Raw genomic sequence first — 21,322 nt, 5'->3', positions numbered from 1 at the left:
TTACAACCACAGTGCCAACATGAAAGCAAAAATCACCCTCCTGAGCCTAGCTATTCTGGCGCTGAGCGCCGCACCTGCCTTCGCGCAGCTGGTGGTAAGCGCTCCCGTGCTGGAGATGCAGTCGGGCGTGCAGACCAGCCTGCAGAACACCATGAAGGGCCTTTCCAAAGCCGCCAACGAGCTGGTGAAAGCCGGCGTGAAGGAGCAGGAGCTGACCAGGATCTACTCGGAAAAAAACCTGCAGCTATCCCAGACCTGGTACCAGGGGCTATTACAAGTCAGCTCCGCCGTGCGGACCTACCGGCGCGTGCAGTCCGTGTTTGAAAAGCAGGGACGCATCATCCAAACCTACTCCACGGCCATCGAAACGCTGCGCCAGTCCCCCTACGTCAGGCCGGAGCAGCTTTCGCGAATGACGGTCGTGTACACCAACCTGCTGGCAGAAAGCGCCACCACGCTGCAGGACCTACAGACCATTGTCAGCCCCGCCCTGCTTAAAATGACGGATGCGGAACGGATGCGCTTCATCGACAAGCTGGACGCCAGAATATCCGACCAGTTGGGCTTAATCAACTACTACACCCAGCGCAACTTCGTGCAGATGCACCTGGCCGAGCAGAAGGCGCAGGACGCCCAGGCCCTTAACGCCCTGATGGGGGCCCGCTAATTCTGCCGCGCACGTATTCCCCTCTTCGCCATGAAAGCAAGCACTAAGATTCTTTCGTTGGGTCTGGCCCTGTCCGCTGCTCCGGCTTATGCCCAGTCCGTTATCTCTGCTCCGATTGCGGAAAGCCAGGCCCGCAAGCAGGTTATGCATCAGGGCGTTTCCACCACGCTGCTGGGGCAAGGCAAGAAGCTGGCCGGCGACATGAAAGTCGTCAGCGGCCAGATTAAGGGCATTATGGACAAAACCCAGCAGCTGCATGACCAGTGGTACAGCAGCCTGCTGCTCATCAGCAGCGGGGTGCGCCACTACCGCCGGGTGCGCGAGATTTACGCCCACCAGAGCCAGATGATCAGCGAGTTTTCGACTGTACTTCCGGAGCTGCGCGCCCAACGGCTCTCGCCGGCCCAACTCCGCGAGGCTTCTACCGTGTACCAAGGCCTTCTGCAAGAAAACATCGGCTTGCTGAGTGAGCTGGCTGGGGTGCTCAGCGCGGGCAACGCCAGGATGACCGACCCAGAGCGCATCGAGTTCATCGACAACATTGCCGATCGCATCGCTGGGCAGCACCATTTGATGAACTACTTCAGCAACAAGTGCCGGGCCATTGCCCAGCAGCAGGCTCAGCAGAGGCAGGACCGTGAAGCTATGAACGCCCTTATGACCGCCCGCTAAGAAGCCCGGCTTGTCCCAATTCTCCCCAAGTTTTATCCGTTATGAAAAACACCCTCCTGCTGGTGCTCGCGGCCTTGGCTGGTTGCAGCTCGGACACTACCACTAGTACAGCCAGTGCCCCGGCCACGCCGGTTTCTTCGTTGGCAGCTGGCACCAACCCGGACCCTCGTGTTGCCATGATTCGCCAACAGCACGAGCAGTTACTGAGCATCCAGCAAGAATACCTGGTGCAGCTCGGCCAACTCAAAGGTTACGAGCAGCTTAGTCCGGCACGGGTCAAAAAGTCTAAAGAAGACTACGTCTACTTCATCGAGCAAAGCCAGGCCAACCTTTCCGCATTAGACCTCCTAGATGGCAACAAGGCGCAAGACCCAGCGCAAATCACATTGGTCGGGGAGATAGCCGCCAAGCAAGCCAGCTTGGTGAACCTGGCGAAAAAAAAACTTGCTGGCATCCACAACGAGCATTACCTGCCTCAATAATCTGTGTTGACCGCATTCCTGACTGCATTCTCCTCATCCTGCCCCCCCCCCTTTTTTGCTAGCAAATGGATCCTACTGCTATTGATTTGAATATGGCTGTATACGAGCAAAAGCTCGAAGCCATTTACAGTGAAATGCTCACGTTTACGGCGCAGTTTATCAACCTTGGCCGGGCCATTGGGGCCATAGGCGCCCTGCTCTACATCTGCAGCCGGGTATGGAGCAACATTGCCCGGGCGGAACCCATTGACTTGTTTCCACTGCTCAGGCCCTTTGCTATCGGCCTGGCCATTCTGCTCTTCGTGCCGCTGTGCGGGGCGTTGCGGGATATAACCGTGATGGTGGCGCACGGCACCGATGCCATCCGCATGAGTCAGCTGGCGGAAGTAAACCGGCTCACGGCTCAGCGCGACCAGTTAGCTGCCGATGCCAAAGCCAAGTCGGATTTAGCCCTCAATGAGGAATATGAAAAGGAGCTGGGCAAGCTCGGTGCATTAGACCTGGGCCAAAAAGCCAGCCTGGCCATGAATCAGGTTCAGTACTCGGTAGGCCAAAACTTCCGGGAGTGGACTAAATCCATTCTAGAGCTGGGCGCCCTGGCGGCCAAGCTGGCTATTAGCCTCATCTCCACCTTCTTGCTGGTGCTGCTCAGCGTTGCCGGTCCGCTGGCCTTCGGCATTGCCATTATCCCGGGCTTTGGTGGGGGATTAAAGAAGTGGTTTGGCTACTTCCTCACGATTTCGCTGTGGGTACCGGTAGCCAACATCTACGCTGCGGTGCTGGCCCACGTGCAGGTAACCATGCTCCACGAGAACATCCGGCAGCTGCAGGCCGGTGGTAGTGTGGAATCGGCCGATATCGCCTACCTGTGCATGTTGGTGCTGGCCATTGCGGGCTACCTGTTTGTGCCCAAGGCAGCGGATATGCTCCTCGACGCCTCCGACATTGGGCGGGCCACCACGCGGTTTATTTCCACGACCACCGTCAGCACGGCCGGCTTCGCCGGGGCCCTAAGCGGAGCGGGAGTGCGGACTAGCGGTGATGTCCTGGGAAGCGCAGTAGGGGCGGGGCAAGGCCTGGCCGGAATGGGCGGCCCCGGCAACATGACCCGAAGCGAATCCCTGGGTTACCGGGCCGGCACGGCCGTGCGGGAGCGCCTTAACCGCCGGCGGGGCTAAGCAGCTCCCGCTTCTATCCTCTCACTTATCCCAACGGGCATGTTTGCATCCTTGAAAACTATTGATTCCGCCTTTCAGCAGGTTAAAACCCTGGCCCTGGTCTTCATTGGGGCCGTGCTGCTGCTGGCCGGAGCGATTGCCTATTTCGCCTTTCAAACCACGAATGCCGCGGCCCAGCGCATCTACGTGCTGGAAAACGGGCAGCTGCTCACCGCCGGCGCCCGGGATGCCCGGGCTAACCGGCCAGTGGAGGCCCGCAGCCACGTTACGCGCTTTCACGAGCTGTTTTTCACCCTCGACCCCGACCAGAAAGCAATTGACAGCAACGTAGACAAGGCCTTATACCTGGCCGACAACTCCGCCCGGCGGCAGTACGAGAACTTCCGGGAAAAGGGCTTTTACAACGACCTGATTGCCGCCAACATCAGCCTGGAAATGATTGTGGACAGCGTGGTAATAACCAACTCCCGCCCCCTGGTAGCCCGGTGCTACGGCCGTCAGCGCGTTATCCGGGCTACTTCCATCACCACCCGCAACTTCCTCTCCGAGTGCTCCCTGCGCGACGTGACGCGCTCGGAAAATAACCCCCACGGCTTTCTGATGGAAAACTGGCGGGTACTCAATAACGCCGACCTCAGCACCCAGCCCCGCTAAGCTCCGCCCAATGGAAATCAAACCGCACGACGCGCAATTTCTGCGCCGACGCAAAATGGCCACTTTTTTACCGGTGGTGGGCGTCCCCTTTTTAGCTGTCATGTTTTACCTGGGCGGGGGCGGCCAGGGGGCGCCCACCGAGGTCCAGAACGGGCCCTCCGGCTTCAACACCAACCTGCCGGCCGCCGAAACCGGCGCCATCACTGCCAGTAAGCTCGAAGCTTATGCCATCCCGGTTGACACGCTGCGCAACCGGGGCCTGGTAGACGCGCGCATCGACTCGGCTTCGGGCCTCTCGTACGCAATCAGCGCCGACTGTCAGCCCGGCCCCAACGGGGCCGCGGATAAGTCGGTGCTGCAGGCCCAGCAACAGCTTATTGCCGCTCAACAGGCCCAGCTTAATGGGGGAGGCGCCCCCGCCGGCCCAACTGGGTTGCCGCCGAGCCCACCCGGCGCGCTGTCCCAGCAGGAAGAGGTGGAGCTGCTGCGCCGCCAGCACGAGCGGGAGCTGGCCGAGAAAGACGCCCAGCTGCAGATGGTCCAGCTGCTGGCGCAGAGTGCTGGCAGTGGGGGAAGGGTCTCCCGCCCGGCCGCGCCGGCGAGACGCGCGCCGAAGAAAAAAGCTCGCACCCGAGTCAAGGTGGTCGATGAGGACGCCGTGGTCTCGCGCCTGGGCTCGAACGGGTCCGGCCACGGGCGGACGGCTTCGTTTTTGGGCCTCGACGACAACCGGGTGGAGCCCAAGGAGGCCAACACGCTGCCGGCCGTTATTCACGAATCGCAGGAAGTTGTCAGTGGCTCGCTGGTGAAAATGCGCCTGACGGAACCGGCCCTCGTCAATGGGCACCCCCTGCCGGCGGGCACCTTCATCTACGGTCAGTGCCAGCTGGCCTGGGAGCGCCTCCACGTAGTTATTGAAACGCTGAAAGCCGGCCCCAGTGTGTTTCCGGCGGCCCTGAAAGTCTACGACGTGGACGGCCTGGCGGGCCTGCACATTCCGGGCGCGATTACCCGGGACGCGGCCAAGCAGGCGGGCGCGGAAGGACTGGGCGCGGCGGATATGCTGACCATGAGCGCTGACCCGACCATGGCCGCCGCGGGCGTGGCTGTAAGCGCCGTGAAAGGCCTCGGTCAAAAGAAACTCCGTCTGGTCCGGGTCCGCCTCAAGGCCGGCTACCAGGTGCTGCTCAAAGTAGATAAGGAATAAATCCCCTCCCGTTATGAACAACGTGTTTTTTGCCACCAGCGCCCTGGCCCTACTGCTGAGCAGCGCGCCCGGGCGGGCGCAAACTACCCCGGCCCGCATGCTGCAGTACTCGGAAGCTAATAAGCTGCCTACTTACCCGCTTTTTCTTAGTGATCAGAAAACCACCCACCTGGTGTTTCCCTTTCCGGTAACCTACGTCGACCTGGGCAACTCGGGCCTGCTGGCGGCCAAAGCCCCGGGCGCGGAAAACATCGTGCGCGTCAAGGCTGCCGCCGCCGGCTTCCCGGAGTCCAACATGACCGTGCTTACTTCCGACGGCAAGTTGTACTCCTTTGTGGTCAACTACCAGCACAACCCCAAGGTGCTCAGCCTGGACTTGGGGGCGGCCGGCTCTGCCTCCTCGGCGCCGGGAGCAGTGATCTTGGCGAGCTCCCCCATCCCCCAGGGCAATCTGGATGCCTACTCCCGGCGGGCCCTGGCGTTCGGGGGAACCTGTGCCCGCCGCCGGGACCACCAGCTGCGCCTGCGTGCCGGCACGGTGGGCTACCAGCAGGAAACCCTGTTTTTCCCCCTGCACCTGGCCAACCAGTCCCAGGTGACCTACGACGTGGACTTTGTCAAGTTCTACATCCAGGACCGGCAAGGGGCCCGGCGCACGGCCGAGCAGGCCCTGGAGCTCACGCCCCTTTACGTCTTTAACGGAACCCAGAAAAAGCTGGAAGCCAAGGGGCAGCTGCAGCAGGTTTACGTCTTTAAAAAATTTACCATCCCCGAGCAGCAGCAGCTCCTGGTTGAAGTCTACGAAAAGGGGGGCGGGCGCCACCTCACCCTCACGCTATCCAATGCCGACCTGCTGAAGGCTCGTACGTTTAAGTAACAGGAGCGTCAAAACAGGGCCGGTCCCTACACCAAGGGCTTGCGGCGGTGTAACCGCCACTGCTTAAGCCACAAAAACGGGATGCCCAAGGCCAGGATAAAGCCCCAATCAGCCATGAAGCGCTCCAGCCGCTGCACGGGGAAGACGACCAGATCGTACCCTTCGCAGCAGTGCCGCCAAGTCTATCAAGCTGCTCCGGCACGGCCAGCCGATTGCCTACCCGGGCTTTCCCCACGGCATGCCGGCAACCGAGGCGGCCACCATCAATGCGGACCTGCTAACCTTTATTCAAGCCTAAGCTTTAAGTTACTGGTAATGAGTGCAAAAATCTGACCAAAGTAAAGAGCAGCTTTTCGTGGCTTACCGGGGTTGGCCGGGATTCCTGGCCCCTTCAGGAGTCGCGCTTTCCTCCCGTAGCGGGGGCCCCCAACCGGGCCAGTGCCATCAGCTACCATGAACAAAAACCGCCTCGAGGCCTTTAGTGATGGGGTGCTAGCCATTATCATCACCATCATGGTGCTGGAAATCAAGCTGCCCTCCCAGGCAACCTTTGCTGCCCTGCACGCCCTGTTACCGGTGTTTCTGAGTTATGCGTTCAGCTTTGTATACGTGGGCATTTGCTGGAACAATCACCACCACTTGCTGGGCAGCGCGGCCCGGATAAATGGCCGCGTGCTGTGGCCGAATCTGCACCTGCTGTTTTGGCTTTCGCTGGTGCCCTTCGCCACGGGCTGGATGGGTGAAAATCACTTCGCACCGGCCCCCCTGGCTTTCTACGGCCTGGTGCTGCTGATGGCTGCCCTCGCCTTTAACGGGTTGCAATCCCGCCTGATGGCCGCCAATGGGCCCGACTCCCGGCTAACCCAGGCAGTAGCGTATAACTGGAAAGGCCGCCTTTCCCCCTGAGCTACGCTCTGGGCATTGCCGCCAGTTTCTGGCATGGGTGGGTAGCCGGTGGAATCTATGTAGCAGTGGCCCTTATCTGGCTGGTGCCCGACCGCCGCCTGGAACGGATTTTAACAAACCCATAACATCTTGCAGGCAAGAGATTTACAGATTGATTTCTCAACCTTGTCTTTGCGATCCGAAGGCCGGCCGGTTAGCTTGTAGCTGGTGCAGCAACCGGCCGCCGCGGGCAGGCTGGCCGGCCCAGCGGGGTTGGGGTCGGGTGAGTTGGGCGTGGCTAGCCGGCCTGGTCCACCTGGCCCAGCTAAGCGGTTGCCGCCTGGGCATCGTGAAAAACTTGGTACACTAGGGTGCCTTCCTACGCGTACTGTCTCAGGGCGTGCCTGACCCCGGCGGTGCCGCCGCTACTTTAGGGGCTGGAAGGAAAGCCCTACCGGGCGGGGCCAAGGTTGACCTCCAGATCGTCTTTGCTGGGCAAGGTGGGGAAGGGAGCGTGCGGTTCGGTCTGGTACCAGTAGGCGACCGACGCCACATCGTCGCGCAGGGGCAGATAGCGGCCGTTGTAGCGCCAGCCCAGGGCTTGCATGGTAATGCGCAAGTCCTGCTGAAAGCGGATCGGGTCGGGGATGTGCCAGCGATACATGCCAAAGCGCTGGTTGGCCCGGTAAAGACCATCGGGCCGGATCACCTGGTGCAGCCCGGCATAGGCTGTGGAATACTCCTGGTACTGGCGGGTTTTCTTGTTTTCAAAGTTGTAGGAGCCCAGAAAGTAGTCCTCCGTGCCCGTGCCGTTAATGGTCGGGAACTGCCCGTCCCCATCCAGAAAAAACTTGAGTTCGCCCTCTCCCCACCAGTCGTTGCTGTTAACCCCCCAGGCCACGTAGGTTCCGACGTACTGCCCCCGGCCCTTCACCCCATCCAGAATGGTGTAGGGCACTTTGTACTCCGTGGGGTTCTGGCGCCGAAACTGGGCGTGGAAGTACGCCGCATCATTGGGAACCTCCGTCAGGGTGTAGTCCACCTGGTAGTACAGGTACATTTCCTTTTCATCCAGGTTTTCCAGGGTGATGCGGCATTTCTTCCGAAAGGGCATCAGCCAGTAGCAGTTAAAGGCGCTCCCGGGGTTAACCTGCACCGGCAGGGAGTTCAGCAGGGCCGTTTCTCCCCACCCCTGGCCAAAAAAGTCGCCGACCGGCACCTCGACCGAGGGCGTCTTCTCGTCGTCCCAGTACATGCGCAGAATGGCAAAGCGCCAGATGCCGGTGGGGGTCAGCCAGATGTGCTGGATAGCCCCGGAGCCTTCAATCTCGGCAACCACGGCCGTTTGGCCGGCCTTGATTTGGATGCTGGGGCTGACCTTCCAGCCCAGTCCCAGATCCCGGGAGGCATTCTGCCCGGTGCCGGTGGTCGCGCGCCCTCCCTGGCCCTTGGCCCCGGTGAAGTTCTCGGGGCTGATGGAGCGGGTTTTGGCATCGGAAAGCCGGTAAAGGTTGCCCAGCTCCGTGCCCAGGCCGTTGAAAGTTGTTTTCTGGGCCAGCGTAGTGGCAACCCCGGTGCTCCAGAAAACCCCGGCCAGGGCAAGTAAGAGTTTATGCATGGTAGAGCGAAGGGATGGGAAAGACCTTCGCCAAGATGCACATAGATACGCAAACGGAGCTAGTGGTTCCCGCGGAAATAAAGTCTACTAACGCTCTCGGCGCTCCGCGCCCTGCTTACCCAACTGCCCGGCCGTTGCCGGCAACGACCGGGCAGTTGGGCGCCGTCTTATTCCACGACGACTTTGCTAGTGGCTCCGTCCACGGCGCGCAGCAGGTAGACGCCCGCCGTCAGCCCCCCGGTGAGCAGGCGGTCCGTAGCCGTGAGCTGGCGCACGGGCCGTCCGGTCAAGTCCGTGAGCGTACCCGAGACGGGCCGGTTGAGGCGTACGCTCTGCCCGCCCTGGCTGGGGTTGGGGTAGGCCAGCAGGGGCGCAGCGGCCGTTGCGGGTGACGTTGCCCTTTTACGGCCCCGGGGTAGTCTCCTCGTCGTGCAGTGAACGGGCCGGTATGGGCCGCCGCAATCGCCCTGTGGTCTACTGCTAAGCCGTCCTAGGGCTGATGACTCGGGTGCTCATGCTGGTAGATCAGCCGTGCGGCCGCTTCCAGCAGGGGCTGATCGGTGGTGCGCTCCTGGCAGCGCTGCAAATCATAGTGGCAGAGCGTGCCGTAAGCTTTGCCCTGCCGGTCGCGGATAAGTACGCCGCAGTAGGAGATAACCGGCGTCTCGATGCCCAGCGCCAGCGGGTCCAGGGCGGCATCCAGAATTTCCACCGGGGCCTCCTGCCGGCCCACCAGCGAGCAGTACGTTTGCGCCAGGGGGGCGTCAGCGCCCAGGCGCACGTCGGGACTCAGGCGGTCAAACAGCGCCTCGCTGCGCAGTATGTCCCCGTCGAGGCGGTAGATGCCCGTGTAGCGGTGCGGGGTGCGCCCGTTCAGGTAGCCCAGGGCGGCGTGCACGCCCTGGCGGGCGAGCAAAGCCGAAAACGCGGCTATTTCAGCCGACAGGGCCGGGTCAGCAGTGCGGTTGTCCAACGGAGTAGTCAGTAGGAGGTCGAGCGGTAGTCGAGCGGTAAGCAGTAAGCCGCGCGCCAAAAGTAATGCCTACTGTCGAGCTTTACAACGCATTCCCGCTTGCCGTACGGGAAGGAAACCAACTGCGGGGCGTGTTGTTTCCGCTTATCCGGGTTTCCCTTGGCTTGGTCGGCGGCCTGCCAGCAGCAGGTACTTCTCATTTCCGCGGCCTGAAGCAGGTCCACGGCAGTCGTGGCGGACCCTCGGAGAAGTGAAGCGTGACTCCGGGTGGACCGGTTGCCCGTGGGGCGAATCCAAATGCGGCGCCAGGGGGCGAGTAGTTACCAGCCAATCCAGCACTTTAGCGGTTAGTGACGTACAGGCTATTCTACTGGCTTTATCTTTTTATTCATGGCCGATTCCTCGGGTCAGATCTTACCCGCTTCCTGCTCTGCTGCCCCGGCCCCGCTCGATTTGCTGCCGGTCTTCAACGCCCAGCCCGGGGCCGCGCTGCTGCTCTCGCCGGCGTGGGTGATTGTGGCCGCGAGCGACGACTACCTGGCGGCGACCCTCACCGAGCGGTCGGCGATCGTGGGGCAGCACATTTTCGACGCCTTCCCCGACAACCCCGACGCCCCCGAGGCCAACGGCGTGGCCAACGTGCGCGCCTCCCTGGAGCAGGTGCTGGCCACCAAACGGCCCCACGACATGGCCCCGCAGCACTACGACGTGCCCGACCGGGCCCACCCCGGCCGGTTTGTCGAGCGCCACTGGCTGCCGCGCCACACGCCCGTGCTCGACGCCACGGGGCAGGTGCTGTTCATCATTCAGTCCGTGCAGGACATCACCGCCCGCCGCCTGGCCGAGCGGCTGTTGCGCGAAAGCCAAGTAAGCGAGGAAGCCGCCCGCGCTGAGGCCGAGCGGCAGCGGCACCGCTTTCAGGAGGTCCTGATGCAGCTGCCCGCCTACGTAGCCGCCTACCACGGCCCCGACCACGTGTATCAGTTCGTCAACCCGCCCTACCAGCGCCTGTTTCCGCACCGCACCTTTCTGGGCCGGCCGTTTCGCGAAGGCACCCCGGAGGCCGAGGCGCTGGGGGTGGTGGCCTTGTTTGACCGGGTCTACCAGACCGGCGAGCCGTTCTACGCCCACGAAATGGAAGGCTGGTTTGACTTCCGCGGCACCGGCGAGAAGGAGCAGGTGTTTCTCAACCTTTCCCTGCACCCCTTGCGCAACGCCCAGGGTGAGGTCGACGGCGTCCTGGACTTCTCCTACGATGTTACCGAGCAGGTGCTTGCCCGCCGGCAGCTGGAGCAGCTCAACCAGGAGCTGGAAGCCCGCGTGCAGGAGCATACCCGGGCCGCGCTGGCCACCCAGGCTGAGGCCCTGACGACGGCACAGGGCTTGGCCCACGAGCGTGAAGCCTTCTACTACGTGTTCGAGCAAACCCCGGCCCTGGTGGCCTTGCTGCGGGCCCCCGAGCACCGCTTCGAGTACGTGAACCCCGCCTACCAGCAGCTGTTTCCCGGCCGCCAGCTGGTGGGGTTGACGATGGCCGAAGCCGTGCCCGAAACCGTGGAACAGGGATTTGTGAGCCTGCTCGATCGCGTGTACCAAACGGGGGACACCCACTACGGCTCGGAGGTTCCGTTCGCCGTGGTGCCCCCGGACGGGCAACCGTCCCGCACCGTGTACTTCAACTTTACCTACCAGGCCTACCGCGAACAGGGCTGCCTGGCCGGCGTGACCATCTTTGCCTACGACGTGACGGAGCAGGTGCTGGCCCGCCAGGAGCGCGAAGCCGAGCGCCAGCAGCTGCATAAGCTCTTTATGGAAGCGCCGGCCCCCATTGTCATCCTCGACGGACCCGAGCTGGTGTACCAGCTCGTCAACCCCGCCTACCAGCGCATCTTCCCCGGTCGCGCCCTGCTCGGCAAACCCCTTTTGGAAGCCCTGCCCGAAATGGCCGGCATCGCCCTGCTCGACGACCTGCAGCGCGTGTACGACACGGGTGACTCCCTCGTGGCCCAGGAACTGCCCCTGATGCTGGCCCGCCACGAGGGAGGACCCCTGGAAGAAATTTACTGGTCCTTTACCTATCAGGCCCGGCGCAACGGGCAGGGCGCCGTGGACGGGGTGCTGATTTTCGCCCACGAAGTCACCGACCAGGTGCTGGCCCGGCGCGTGGTCGAAGCCCGCGAAACGTCCTTTCGCCTGTTGGCCGACCACGTGCCCGGTACGCTGTGGGTAACCAACCCCGCGAGCGAGTGCACCTACCTCAGCGCGCACTGGTACGCCATCACGGGCCAAACCCTAACCGAGGGCCTGGGTTTGGGCTGGACCAATGCCGTGCACCCGGAGGACGCGGCCGGCGCCGGCGCCGCCTTTCTGGCCGCCAACCGCCGGCGCGAGCCCTTCACCTGCTTGTTTCGCCTGCGGCACCACGACGGCGGCTACCGCTGGGTAACCGACCAGGGCCTGCCCCGCTTCAGCGCCGCCGGGGAGTACGAGGGCATGGTGGGGGCCGTGGTGGACGTGCACGAGCAAAAGCTGGCGGAGCTGGCCCTGCAGCGCCTGACCACCGAGCTGGGTGCCACCAACGCCCAGCTTACGCGCACCAACCTGGACCTGGACAATTTTGTGTACACGGCCTCCCACGACTTGAAGGCTCCCATCTCCAACATCGAGGGCCTGCTCTTTTTGCTCCAGGAGGACCTGCCCCCGGCTGTAGCCCAGGACGCGGAAATTGGCCCCACCCTGTCCCGCATGCTGGACGCGGTAGAGCGCTTTAAGCGCACCATTGCCCACCTTACAGAGGTCTCCAAGCTGCAAAAGGAGCATGAACCGGTGACGACGCTGGTCAACCTGGCCACCGTGGTCGAGGACGTGCGCCTGGACCTGCTGCCCCAGCTGCAGGAGGCCGGTGTGCGGCTCGGCGTGGACGTGTCGGACCAGCCGCCCGTGCAGTTTTCGGAAAAGAACCTGCGCAGCATTGTCTACAACCTGCTCAGCAATGCGGTCAAGTACCGGCATCCCGCCCGCACGCCTCACGTGGATGTGCGCGCGCACGTGCGCCCGGGCCACACGGTGCTGGAGGTGCACGACAACGGCCTGGGCCTGGAAGCCCAGCACCTGCCGCGCCTGTTCACCATGTTCCAGCGCTTCCATGACCACGTCGAGGGCACCGGTATCGGCCTGTACATGGTCAAGCGCATGGTCGAGAATGCCGGCGGCCGCATTGAGGTCCACAGCCAACCGGGGGCCGGTACCACGTTTTTCGTATTCCTGCCCCACGCCCTGGGCGCGGGCGAACAGCCCTTTCCCCCTTTCCTTGCTTCCTGATTTTCCGACTATATGGCCACTATTCCGTGCACCCTGCTCGTCGACGACGACGACACAACCAACTACCTTAACCAGACCCTGCTCCGGCGCATGGCCGTCACCGACACCGTACTGGTGGCCGGCAACGGGCAGGAAGCCCTGGATTTGCTGCACACGCACTGCGCGCCGGCGGCAGCCCCCACCTGCCCGGCGCTGATTCTGCTGGACATGAAAATGCCGCTGATGAACGGCTTTGATTTCCTGCAGGCCTACGCCCGGCGCCCAGCGGCTGAGAATCCGGCCGTCGTCATCATCATGCTCACCACCTCCCTTAACCCCCGTGATGTGGAGCTGATGCAAGGCCTGCCCATCCACGGCTACCTGACCAAGCCCCTCACCCGCGACAAAGTCAACCAGGTGCTGCAAGAGCATTTCGGCCCGGCTGCTGACTAATAGCGGCGGCTTACCGAAATCAATCAAGTGAGTGGGGGGATGTGCCGAGCAGGCAGCGAGGGGCAGCAGGCTTTCTCGGGCCCTTTTACGTATTCCGTACCCCCGCTGCTGTCTGCATTTTTCCCGCTCCTAATACCCTGCTTATACCGCCGCTTCAACCCCTCAACCTGTGCTTGGGGCCGGGCCCCGGGACCGGTATGCGCCAAGCCAGGCCCGTCCCAGCGGGGAATCCGAGAATTCCCCGCTGGGTTAGAAAATAATTACCCCCGACTTACATATTCGCCCGGTTAACCCGGCCATGGTGGCCAGGCTGAACTTTACGCGCCACCTAAGCGGCTGGGCCACGAATCCAACGAGTGTGTCCATCCCGACGATGGGGCAGGCTGGTTGCGGAGCGGGCCCCGGCGGTAAGCCATTATGGATCCTAATCTTTTCAACGGTATGCTGACTGTTGCGTAAGAAAAGCAGGCACCGCCCCAGTCGCGGTGCTTTTTTATATCATAACGCGCAGCCCTTACTATGCATCGCACGCTAGAACTGACGGTCCCGCCCACCGTAACGGATGGATTACAACAACAGCTGGCCGGCCTGGACTCGGTGATTGGCTTAACGGTGCTGCGCGGGGCTTCCGTGAAGCCGGCCGGCGATATACTCACCGTGCACGTGCTCAACCGCGGGGCCGACGAAGTTCTGCGCCGGGCGCGCGCCGCCGTCGCTGACCCCCAGGACCTGAGCGTGGTGACCAGCGAGGTGGCCAGCTTTATTGCCCCGGCCGTGCACGAGGCCGTGGACGACGACCGCGACGAGGCCATCTGGGAAGAAATGGAAAGCGGCCTGCGCCACCAGGGCCGGATTACCGTGAACTACCTGCTGCTGATGGGCCTGGGTGGTATCATAGCGGCCATCGGCCTAGTGTCCGAGCCCGTACCCCAGGCCGTCGCCTTCGTGGCCTCAGCCATCATTGCGCCCGGCTTTGACCCGATGACCAAAGTGCCGCTGGGCCTGGTGCTCCGGCACTGGTCTCTGGTGCGGCGCGGCCTGGAGTCGGCCCTGGCGGGGTATGCCGTACTGGTGGCGGCCGCGGCGCTAACCATGGCCGCACTGGTAGGGGCCGGGGAAACCACGGCCGCCGAGCTGGCCGGCAATTCCGAGGTGCAGCACCTGGCCCACCCCAAGCTGATGGAGCTGCTGCTGGCGGCCACTGGGGCCGTGGCCGGCGTGGTGATTTTGGCGGCCTTCCGCCGCAGCTTTCAGGCGGGGCCCCTTATTGCCATGGCCTTTGTGCCGGCGGCCGCGCTGGTTGGGGCCGGGCTGGCCGTGGGCCGCTGGGACCTGGCGCTGGAGGGGCTGGAACGGTTTGCTGCCGACTGGGGCTTTATCCTGGGGCTGGGTATTCCGGTATTATGGTTTAAGCAACAACGCGTACATCGGCGCCAGCCCCTGGTTTAGCTACCAGTTACCCGGCTGGCTGCTTTTAACCAACGGGCCGCTCAGAAAATCAAGCTGCCTGGCCCGGCCGACCCCGGGGGATGGTTCGGAAAAGGCGCCCGCTGCTTATATTAGACCGGCCCGATCAAGGCGACCCCTGTCCCGAGCTTCCGCCTCCCCGTGCCTGCATACCAGGGGACTAGCCCGGCCTGCCGCACGGGGGTGGGGTCAAGAAAGTGTGGTGCCGGGCTTGACGTGCAACCCTATGTTTGTTCACCTTGATTTTGGCGTTGCCTGCCAGCTCTTTTGCATCGTGCAGGGGCTCACGACGGCGGCCTACCTGCTCGGGACCTCGCGGCGGCGCCCGGCCAACACGTGGTTGGGCTTGCTGCTGCTGGGCCTCACGCTGCAGGTGGTGGATTACTTCCTGAGCCGATCCGGCACCTATTTCCGCCACCGCTGGCTTTACTTTACGCCTTTGTTTTTCTCCTGGAGCTTTGGCCCCTTGCTGCTCAGCTACCTGCGTGTGCGCGGCGGTCGGCCGCCCCTGCGCTGGGGGCACTTTGTGCCGGTGCTGGTGCAGGCCGTCTTCTACGGGGTGCTGAGCCTGCAATCGTTTGACACCAAAACCTGGTTTTGGCTTAGCGTGCACAAGCCCCTCACGCGCTACGTGGAGCACTACGGAGCGGTGCTTTCGGTGCTGGCCTACGTGGGTGCGGCCTGGCGCCTGCTGCGGCAAGCACCCTGGCCCAACCCATGGTGGCCGCGCGGCCTGCTGGCCGTGGGGGTGTTGTACGTCGCCGCCGCCCTGGACCCGCTCGTCAACCACTGGTACTTACCGGCGGGCGCGCCCAAGTTCTACCTGGCCAGCGTGGTGCTGCCCGGGGTGGCGTACGTGCTGGCCCTGCTGGGCTGGCTGAAAAGCCGGCCGCCGGGCGAAGTGGTGGCGGGGGTGCCCGCCGCGGATGTTCCCAAAAAACCAGCCGGGCCGGTTGATGCTCACGACCTGCGGCGCCTGGTCAGCGCCCTGGAACAGGAGCAGCTGTTTAAGGACCCCGACCTGACCCTGTCCAGCCTGGCCCGGCACCTGCAGCTGACGCCCGCGGTGGTCTCCCAGTTGATTAATGCGGGATTGGGCCAGTCCTTCTCGGACCTGGTTAATGGCTACCGGCTGGAGGAAGTGAAGCGGCGCCTGCTCACGGCGGACGCGCAGCGGCTTACCCTGTTGGCCCTGGCCCTGGAGGCGGGCTTTAACTCCAAGGCCACGTTCAACCGGGTGTTCAAGGAAAAAGTGGGAATAACGCCCAAAGAGTACCAAAAGAGGTCTCAAATAACATCTTGAGACGACCCGGGGTGGGCCGGGCAGTACTATTGCCGCCGTATCCTTTACCCCAACCCCATGCACCGGTTCCTGCTTTTCCTGTTGCTGCTGCCGGGCCTGAGCCCGCTTTCTGCCCCCGCCCAAACCGGCCCCGCGCCGGCCCCCCCCGCCGCCCGCATCGCGCAGGTTGAAAACAGCCTGCTGCCTTACGTGCCCGTGCGGGGCCTGCCCGGCTGGAACCTGCAGGAGCGCATGCGATTTCACCGGGTGCCGGGCCTGAGCATCGCCGTTATCCGCAACTACCGAGTGGAGTGGGCCAAGGCCTACGGCTGGGCCGACACCACGGCCCGCATCCCGGCCACGCCGGCCACGCTGTTCTCGGCGGGCTCCATCTCCAAGCTTGTTACCGGAGCGGCGGCGCTGGCACTGGTGCAGCAAGGCAAGCTGAGCCTGGATGCGCCCATCAATTCATACTTGCGCTCCTGGCAGCTGGCGGAAAACGAATTGTCGCGCAAGCGCCCTGTTACCCTGCGCCTGCTGCTCAGCCACCAGGCCGGCACCAGCCAGGCATCCTACTTTGGTTTCGTGCCGGACCAGAAGCCCCTGCCCTCCGTGGTCGACATTCTCAGCGGCCAACCGGCGGCGGGCAGCCGGGCTGTCGTCGTCAACCGGGAGCCCGGCACGGGCTTTCAGTACTCGGGCGGGGGCTACCTGGTCGCCCAGCTGGCAATGATGGACGTTACCGGCCAGTCGTTTGAGGCGCTAACCGAGTCGTTGCTGTTTCAACCCTTGAAGATGCCCAGCACCACCTTTGCTCAGCCCCTGCCGCCCGCGCTCTCGGCCCGCGCCGCGTGGGCCTACTCGGAAAACAGCTGGTTTAAGGGCATGCCCTACGTGTACCCCCAACAGGCCGCCGCCGGGCTCTACGCCACCCCCACCGACCTGGCCCGCTTGCTGATCGAAGTCCAGCAGGCCTACCGGGGCCGGGGCCGGGTGCTCACGCAGGCGTCGGCGCGGGCCATGCTTACCCCGCAGACCGAGGTGTCAACGGGAACGTACCGCGAGCAAATGGGGCTGGGCGCCTTCCTGCTGCAGCGGGCGGATAAATCCGACGAGAACAGCCGCTACTTCGAGCACACCGGCGTTAACGCGGGCTTTCTGGCCTACGCGCTGGGCAGCGTGACGGGCGGCAACGGGGTGGTCATTATGATGAATAACAACAACGGGGCCGACGAGCTGGGCAAGGAGCTGCGCCGGGCCGTGGCGACGGTTTACGGCTGGGCCGACTTTCTGCCCCCGGTCCTTCAGCCCCGGCCGGTTCCGGCGGCAGCCCTCGACGCCTTTGCCGGCCGCTACCAGCGGGGACCCGACGAGGTGGTGACCTTTCAGCGGGACGCCGATCACTTGGTCGAGTGCATCAACGCCGGCAACCCCATCCTGACCTATCCCGTGGGCGGGGACACGGTGGCATTTACCGACTACCCGATGCGCGGCCGCTTTGAGCGCGACGCCGCCGGCCGGGTCGTCGGCTTCCGCATGCTGGACGCGGAGAAAGCCTGGCCCCGCCTGCGGGCCGACCAGCTGCTGCCCCATGAGCTGCTGCGCCTGGGACGGGTGCCGGAGGCCGTGGCGGGCTACCGCCAGTTCAAGCTCAACGAGTACCAGCTCACGTACATGGCCTACGACCTGCTCTACCAGCGGCCCCGCAATCCCGCGGCGGCCCAGGGGCTGTTGGAACTGGCCCTGGAGCAGTTTCCGCAGTCGGCCATCGTGCACGCCCGCTGGGGGGACCTGTACCTGAGCCGGGGCGACAAGCCCCGGGCGATCGCCTCATACGAGACAGCCCTGCGCCTAAACCCCAGCGACCAGGACCTGCAGGAAAAACTGCTGGCCCTGAAGCGCTAAGCGCAGCCGGCAGGGCAGCTTACCCTTCGGCCCGCGGCGCAACGGGGGCAAACAGCGTTAGGCAGGGGGGAGAGTGCCGCGCTGCCGGCGCTATCGTCGCACCTGGTCTGGCAACCGGCTGGGGCCGGCACGGTACAGCTTACCGGCCCTCTTAAGAAGACGGCGCTAGCGCTCAACGCAGCAAGGGGGATTACAGGCAGTCAAGGATTCGCTGCAGTTCTTCCGAATCTATGAGCTGCTGCGGGAGCACGTACAGCTCACTGTTTAAATCCAGCATACAGTTAAATATATCCTGCCAGCTCATGGTGGGAGGAAGCAGATCCCCGTAGTCGACATGCACCGCGATGGCGGAGCTCACTTGTTGGTCTACCGGTAGCCGATCAAAGAATATAGCCATGCAGAAAAGAGTATCGTAGCGCTTTTATCACCCAGTCTCTACGAAGGATGCCCAACAAGGGTCTTATTAAATAAGTCTTAAATTAAGTTTCAAGAGCTATTTGGGCCGACGCTTCTCGTGTCAGCAACCCGGTTTCTTTTTGGCTGTCCTTACTAATCACAATTTCTGCTTAGCCCCGTGGATCTCTGGTACCTGGAGGAGATATAAGCACCCAGGGAATAGGAAACAGGTTTGTTAGGATGTTTACGGGTGGAAATATTGGACCGGTCTTCTACGCAGACGTTGTGACAACCCTGATTAAATTCATCTTCCCCAGCACGAGCTACTATCCATGCCTATCGTTCAACTACCCTGGGTTATTCCGCTATTCCTAAATTGGCAAACCGAGCGCGTAACCGCGGGTCTGCTGCTCAAAGATTACCAGACTGCTCGCACGCGGATGGAGAATTAACTGGCACGGACGAAAAAGCGTTACTGGATATAACGGCACTACTCGGACAGGGTACGTAGCGGGAACGGCCCCATTTACTGGCTCACGCGTGCTAGTTGTTCCAAGTTGGGCGAATCGCGTTAATCACCCAGTGGTCGTGGTCGGGCACTAAACTAAACGTTAGGTTGGGGCCCTCGCTCATCTGGCTTTCCTGCCACTGATACAGTACTTGCGCGCTATCCTGGCTGACGAGGACGCGCGTAGGCCGAGTTCGTAAGAGGAGCGCTACCTGTGCCTCCGCATCCTGGGTGAACAGTACGCGGTCGTAGTCTAAGCCAACTACTAGGCCATCCGTTTGCGGATGCGCTTGCAGCGTATCCTGGGCGTGTTCAAAGTGCCGGCGCTGCGTCTGCAAGTAGGTGGGCGTTACCTGGTCACTGCTGCGCAACAGGGCCAGGTAGCCCTCGACTGCCTGAAAGTCTACCCGGTAAACGTTTGCAGTGTCGCCATCTCCCGCTGCCGGAACGGTCGGCATAGTATTCAACTGCTCCATATGAAGCTGATACCAGCGCAGAAAAGCCTCCACCGTCTTAAGTGGAGAAGCTGTTATGTGGCGTGCTGGAGAAGAGGGCGGTTGTATTTGGGGAGGAGTGGTAGTCGTGGACTCGGTAGAACAGGCCGCCAGCAGCAGAATGCTGATCCAACCCGCGTAGTAGAGAAACTTCATGCCGCCAAAAATAGGAGAGTGGGCAAGGAGAGCAAACAGCACAATTATAAGTATAGGCTTTGACTACACCGCCTTTTGGCTCGTGCCCGCGATTTTGGAAGACCCCAAGCACCTGGGCCAGCTGTTCAAGTTTACCTACCAGCTGAAAACGGAAAAGGTCAAGGCCACCAAGAACGCCGGCAGGCTGTTCCTGAAAATCTTCCGCCGGCACTAGCCCAGGAACAGTAAAGACTTATTTTGCTAGCCTTGGTGGTCAACTGCGCTTTGTGAAGTCAGCAGCTGTTACGGGTACGTGGAGCTGCTGCTCCTCTTTGGGTGGGCTTGCTTCGTTGGGACACCTGCTTTACTTTTTCACCTGCCCTCATACCCGACGGTAACGTTCACCTACAACAGTCGGCCACTCCCAGCCGCGTATACCATTTGTGCTTATCGCAAATTTCAGTTCCTAGTATTGGGCTACGTCTATTGTTTTCCTTTTCTAAACCATTCCCAATAAACCGGGGAGTAGCGGCGGTCATATTATACCTGTAAGGGTATAATATGACCGCTATTGCTTAACTTTATACCCGTTCGGGTATTGTCCCGCTTTTATTTGTGGAATTAGCCCCGAAAGGGTATAGCCTATGCTTACTCCCCTGGCCGTCTTTGTCAAGCAACGCCGCAAGCTGTTGCAGCTCTCCCAGCCCGTCTTAGCTGCGAAAGCAGGGGTGGGGCTGCGGTTCGTGCGCGAGCTGGAGCAGGGCAAGGCCACCCTGCGCCTGGACAAGGTCAACCTGGTGCTGCGCCTGTTTGGTCACGAGCTGGCGCCCGCCCCGCTGGACCGCACCCAACTACTGGATCCGCAGTCATGAGAAAAGCCGAAGTCTACCGGCACGAGCAGCTGGCCGGGCACCTGACCCAGGACGAGCAGGGCTACACCTTCGCCTACTCCCCGAACTACCTAGCCACCGCTGGCGCGGAGCCCGTCAGCCTGACGCTGCCGCTCCGGGCGGCGCCCTACGTGGAGCGGGTGCTGTTTCCGTTTTTCGATGGCCTTATTCCCGAGGGCTGGCTGCTGGAAGTGGCCGAAAAAAACTGGAAGCTCAACGCCCGCGACCGGATGGGCCTGCTGCTGGCCTGCTGCCGGGACTGTATCGGGGCCGTGAGCATTGTTCCCCTGGAAGCTCAGGACCAGCCATGAGCCGCTGCCTGTCCTGTTACCAGCCGCTGCCCGAAGGCCAAACGGACTATCATCCGGCCTGCAGCCGCCGCCTGTTCGGCAAGCCCGTGCCGCCGGCGTTTCCTTACACTGAGGCCCAGATGCTGGGCCTGGCGGAGGCGGCCGTACGCCAGCACATCACCGTGACGGGCGTGCAGCCCAAGCTCTCGCTCACGCTGGCCCCTGCCGTCGCGGCCGGTCAGCCCGCGCGCCTGACCATCGTCGGCGCCCTGAGTGGCGAGTACATCCTCAAGCCCCCGACGCCCCGCTACCCGCACCTGCCCGAAGTGGAAGACCTGACCATGCACCTGGCCGCGCTGGCCCGCCTGCCTACCGTGCCCCACGGCCTGCTGCGGCTGGAAGGCGGCGCCCTGGCGTACGTCACGCGCCGCATTGACCGGGTAAAGGGCCAGAAGCTGGCCATGGAGGACATGTGCCAGCTCACCGAGCGCCTGACGGAAAACAAGTACGACGGCTCCCACGAGCAGGTCGCCAAGGCCATCCTCCGGTACTCCGCGAATCCTGGTCTGGACGTAGTCAACTGCTACGAGCTGGTGCTGCTAAGCTTCTTGACGGGCAACGCCGACATGCACCTGAAGAACTTTTCGCTGCTGCAATCCCCCGGCCTGGGCTACGGGCTGGCCCCCGCCTTCGACCTGGTGGCCACGGCCCTGGTTAACCCGGCCGATACGGAGGAGCTGGCCTTGACACTCAACGGCAAAAAGAAACGGCTGCGGCAGGCCGATTTCCGGCAGGCCGCCGGGCGGGCCGGCATCGACGACAAGGTGGTTACGGGCATGTTTACGCGCTTGGTAAAAGCCTGGCCGGCCTGGCAGGCCTTCATTGACCATAGCTTTTTGCCCACCGCCCTGCAGAAGCAGTTCCACGCCTTGCTCTCGCAGCGGTTTGCTCAACTGGACCTGACGTAGAGGGGAATGAAGCAGCCCGGG

At 62.7% G+C, this 21,322-nt stretch carries 21 protein-coding genes; 17 read left to right on the top strand and 4 right to left on the bottom strand.

The window, feature by feature from the left end; all coding sequences use genetic code 11:
• Positions 1–19: 19 nt before the first annotated feature.
• The 8 genes from ACYVGU_RS11005 (at position 20) to ACYVGU_RS10970 (ending at position 6,643) form a co-directional block, all read left to right on the top strand.
• Positions 20–667 carry a hypothetical protein gene (locus tag ACYVGU_RS11005; RefSeq protein WP_460622127.1) on the top strand — a complete coding sequence of 216 codons (648 nt, stop codon included), beginning with the start codon at positions 20–22 and terminating at the stop codon, positions 665–667.
• 30 nt (positions 668–697) lie between these two features.
• On the top strand, positions 698–1,339 hold the full coding sequence (locus tag ACYVGU_RS11000) for a hypothetical protein (RefSeq protein WP_460622126.1): 642 nt from the start codon (positions 698–700) through the stop codon (positions 1,337–1,339).
• A gap of 41 nt (positions 1,340–1,380) precedes the next feature.
• Positions 1,381–1,821, top strand: a complete 441-nt coding sequence (locus tag ACYVGU_RS10995) for a hypothetical protein (protein ID WP_460622125.1) — start codon at positions 1,381–1,383, stop codon at positions 1,819–1,821.
• 65 nt (positions 1,822–1,886) lie between these two features.
• Positions 1,887–2,999: a hypothetical protein gene (locus ACYVGU_RS10990; RefSeq protein ID WP_460622124.1), complete on the top strand. Its 1,113-nt coding sequence runs from the start codon at positions 1,887–1,889 to the stop codon at positions 2,997–2,999.
• A 39-nt stretch (positions 3,000–3,038) separates the two neighbouring features.
• Positions 3,039–3,653: a conjugative transposon protein TraK gene (traK, locus tag ACYVGU_RS10985; protein ID WP_460622123.1), complete on the top strand. Its 615-nt coding sequence runs from the start codon at positions 3,039–3,041 to the stop codon at positions 3,651–3,653.
• A gap of 10 nt (positions 3,654–3,663) precedes the next feature.
• Complete coding sequence (gene traM / locus ACYVGU_RS10980; protein WP_460622122.1) at positions 3,664–4,860, top strand: conjugative transposon protein TraM; 1,197 nt, start codon at positions 3,664–3,666, stop codon at positions 4,858–4,860.
• 13 nt (positions 4,861–4,873) lie between these two features.
• Positions 4,874–5,737 (top strand): conjugative transposon protein TraN, encoded by an 864-nt coding sequence (gene traN / locus ACYVGU_RS10975; RefSeq protein ID WP_460622121.1) that lies wholly within the window; start codon positions 4,874–4,876, stop codon positions 5,735–5,737.
• 453 nt (positions 5,738–6,190) lie between these two features.
• On the top strand, positions 6,191–6,643 hold the full coding sequence (locus tag ACYVGU_RS10970; protein ID WP_460622120.1) for a TMEM175 family protein: 453 nt from the start codon (positions 6,191–6,193) through the stop codon (positions 6,641–6,643).
• A 430-nt stretch (positions 6,644–7,073) separates the two neighbouring features.
• On the opposite strand, the gene ACYVGU_RS10965 is transcribed toward ACYVGU_RS10970, so the two are convergent.
• The 3 genes from ACYVGU_RS10965 to ACYVGU_RS10955 form a co-directional block, all read right to left on the bottom strand.
• Positions 7,074–8,240 carry a glycoside hydrolase family 172 protein gene (locus ACYVGU_RS10965; protein ID WP_460622119.1) on the bottom strand — a complete coding sequence of 389 codons (1,167 nt, stop codon included), beginning with the start codon at positions 8,238–8,240 and terminating at the stop codon, positions 7,074–7,076.
• A 167-nt stretch (positions 8,241–8,407) separates the two neighbouring features.
• Positions 8,408–8,605 (bottom strand): T9SS type A sorting domain-containing protein, encoded by a 198-nt coding sequence (locus tag ACYVGU_RS10960; RefSeq protein ID WP_460622193.1) that lies wholly within the window; start codon positions 8,603–8,605, stop codon positions 8,408–8,410.
• A 125-nt stretch (positions 8,606–8,730) separates the two neighbouring features.
• Entirely contained in the window at positions 8,731–9,273 is a 543-nt protein-coding gene (locus ACYVGU_RS10955; protein ID WP_460622118.1) for a hypothetical protein, read from the bottom strand.
• Between the two features lie 330 nt (positions 9,274–9,603).
• Here ACYVGU_RS10955 and ACYVGU_RS10950 point away from each other — a divergent pair, with 330 nt between their 5' ends.
• From ACYVGU_RS10950 to ACYVGU_RS10930, 5 genes are all read left to right on the top strand, one after another.
• On the top strand, positions 9,604–12,534 hold the full coding sequence (locus tag ACYVGU_RS10950) for a PAS domain-containing sensor histidine kinase (protein WP_460622117.1): 2,931 nt from the start codon (positions 9,604–9,606) through the stop codon (positions 12,532–12,534).
• Positions 12,535–12,546: 12 nt separating this feature from the next.
• Complete coding sequence (locus ACYVGU_RS10945) at positions 12,547–12,966, top strand: response regulator (RefSeq protein WP_460622116.1); 420 nt, start codon at positions 12,547–12,549, stop codon at positions 12,964–12,966.
• 519 nt (positions 12,967–13,485) lie between these two features.
• Positions 13,486–14,415 carry a DUF389 domain-containing protein gene (locus ACYVGU_RS10940; protein WP_460622115.1) on the top strand — a complete coding sequence of 310 codons (930 nt, stop codon included), beginning with the start codon at positions 13,486–13,488 and terminating at the stop codon, positions 14,413–14,415.
• A gap of 244 nt (positions 14,416–14,659) precedes the next feature.
• Positions 14,660–15,736 (top strand): helix-turn-helix domain-containing protein, encoded by a 1,077-nt coding sequence (locus tag ACYVGU_RS10935; protein WP_460622114.1) that lies wholly within the window; start codon positions 14,660–14,662, stop codon positions 15,734–15,736.
• Between the two features lie 57 nt (positions 15,737–15,793).
• Positions 15,794–17,620 (top strand): serine hydrolase domain-containing protein, encoded by a 1,827-nt coding sequence (locus tag ACYVGU_RS10930; RefSeq protein WP_460622113.1) that lies wholly within the window; start codon positions 15,794–15,796, stop codon positions 17,618–17,620.
• Between the two features lie 939 nt (positions 17,621–18,559).
• Here ACYVGU_RS10930 and ACYVGU_RS10925 read toward each other — a convergent pair.
• Positions 18,560–19,174 (bottom strand): YqhG/Tai3 family protein, encoded by a 615-nt coding sequence (locus ACYVGU_RS10925; protein WP_460622112.1) that lies wholly within the window; start codon positions 19,172–19,174, stop codon positions 18,560–18,562.
• A gap of 82 nt (positions 19,175–19,256) precedes the next feature.
• Between ACYVGU_RS10925 and ACYVGU_RS10920 the strand changes: the two genes are divergently transcribed.
• The 4 genes from ACYVGU_RS10920 to ACYVGU_RS10905 all read left to right on the top strand — a co-directional run bounded on the left by ACYVGU_RS10920 (position 19,257) and on the right by ACYVGU_RS10905 (position 21,301).
• A complete protein-coding gene (locus ACYVGU_RS10920) occupies positions 19,257–19,388 on the top strand; it encodes a hypothetical protein (protein ID WP_460622111.1) in 132 nt (43 codons plus the stop codon).
• 409 nt (positions 19,389–19,797) lie between these two features.
• On the top strand, positions 19,798–20,025 hold the full coding sequence (locus ACYVGU_RS10915) for a helix-turn-helix domain-containing protein (protein WP_460622110.1): 228 nt from the start codon (positions 19,798–19,800) through the stop codon (positions 20,023–20,025).
• A complete protein-coding gene (locus tag ACYVGU_RS10910) occupies positions 20,022–20,354 on the top strand; it encodes a HipA N-terminal domain-containing protein (protein WP_460622109.1) in 333 nt (110 codons plus the stop codon). The genes ACYVGU_RS10915 and ACYVGU_RS10910 overlap by 4 nt, the downstream gene beginning before the upstream one ends.
• Positions 20,351–21,301 carry a HipA domain-containing protein gene (locus tag ACYVGU_RS10905; protein WP_460622108.1) on the top strand — a complete coding sequence of 317 codons (951 nt, stop codon included), beginning with the start codon at positions 20,351–20,353 and terminating at the stop codon, positions 21,299–21,301. Before ACYVGU_RS10910 ends, ACYVGU_RS10905 begins: the two co-directional genes overlap by 4 nt.
• Positions 21,302–21,322 lie beyond the last annotated feature (21 nt).

This window comes from Hymenobacter tenuis, assembly GCF_054780495.1.
The sequence above is the reverse complement of the archived record's forward strand: the minus strand, read 5'-3'. Positions and strand labels throughout refer to the sequence as shown.

Bases quoted from the DNA above. Each gene is read 5' to 3' on its own strand.
- ACYVGU_RS11005 (WP_460622127.1), top strand. From the start codon at position 20: ATGAAAGCAAAAATCACCCTCCTGAGCCTAGCTATTCTGGCGCTGAGC.
- traN (WP_460622121.1), top strand. From the start codon at position 4,874: ATGAACAACGTGTTTTTTGCCACCAGCGCCCTGGCCCTACTGCTGAGC.
- ACYVGU_RS11000 (WP_460622126.1), top strand. From the start codon at position 698: ATGAAAGCAAGCACTAAGATTCTTTCGTTGGGTCTGGCCCTGTCCGCT.
- ACYVGU_RS10965 (WP_460622119.1), bottom strand. From the start codon at position 8,240: ATGCATAAACTCTTACTTGCCCTGGCCGGGGTTTTCTGGAGCACCGGG.
- ACYVGU_RS10915 (WP_460622110.1), top strand. From the start codon at position 19,798: ATGCTTACTCCCCTGGCCGTCTTTGTCAAGCAACGCCGCAAGCTGTTG.
- ACYVGU_RS10935 (WP_460622114.1), top strand. From the start codon at position 14,660: ATGTTTGTTCACCTTGATTTTGGCGTTGCCTGCCAGCTCTTTTGCATC.
- ACYVGU_RS10970 (WP_460622120.1), top strand. From the start codon at position 6,191: ATGAACAAAAACCGCCTCGAGGCCTTTAGTGATGGGGTGCTAGCCATT.
- ACYVGU_RS10910 (WP_460622109.1), top strand. From the start codon at position 20,022: ATGAGAAAAGCCGAAGTCTACCGGCACGAGCAGCTGGCCGGGCACCTG.
- ACYVGU_RS10930 (WP_460622113.1), top strand. From the start codon at position 15,794: ATGCACCGGTTCCTGCTTTTCCTGTTGCTGCTGCCGGGCCTGAGCCCG.
- ACYVGU_RS10940 (WP_460622115.1), top strand. From the start codon at position 13,486: ATGCATCGCACGCTAGAACTGACGGTCCCGCCCACCGTAACGGATGGA.
- traM (WP_460622122.1), top strand. From the start codon at position 3,664: ATGGAAATCAAACCGCACGACGCGCAATTTCTGCGCCGACGCAAAATG.
- ACYVGU_RS10990 (WP_460622124.1), top strand. From the start codon at position 1,887: ATGGATCCTACTGCTATTGATTTGAATATGGCTGTATACGAGCAAAAG.
- traK (WP_460622123.1), top strand. From the start codon at position 3,039: ATGTTTGCATCCTTGAAAACTATTGATTCCGCCTTTCAGCAGGTTAAA.
- ACYVGU_RS10925 (WP_460622112.1), bottom strand. From the start codon at position 19,174: ATGAAGTTTCTCTACTACGCGGGTTGGATCAGCATTCTGCTGCTGGCG.
- ACYVGU_RS10945 (WP_460622116.1), top strand. From the start codon at position 12,547: ATGGCCACTATTCCGTGCACCCTGCTCGTCGACGACGACGACACAACC.
- ACYVGU_RS10995 (WP_460622125.1), top strand. From the start codon at position 1,381: ATGAAAAACACCCTCCTGCTGGTGCTCGCGGCCTTGGCTGGTTGCAGC.
- ACYVGU_RS10905 (WP_460622108.1), top strand. From the start codon at position 20,351: ATGAGCCGCTGCCTGTCCTGTTACCAGCCGCTGCCCGAAGGCCAAACG.
- ACYVGU_RS10950 (WP_460622117.1), top strand. From the start codon at position 9,604: ATGGCCGATTCCTCGGGTCAGATCTTACCCGCTTCCTGCTCTGCTGCC.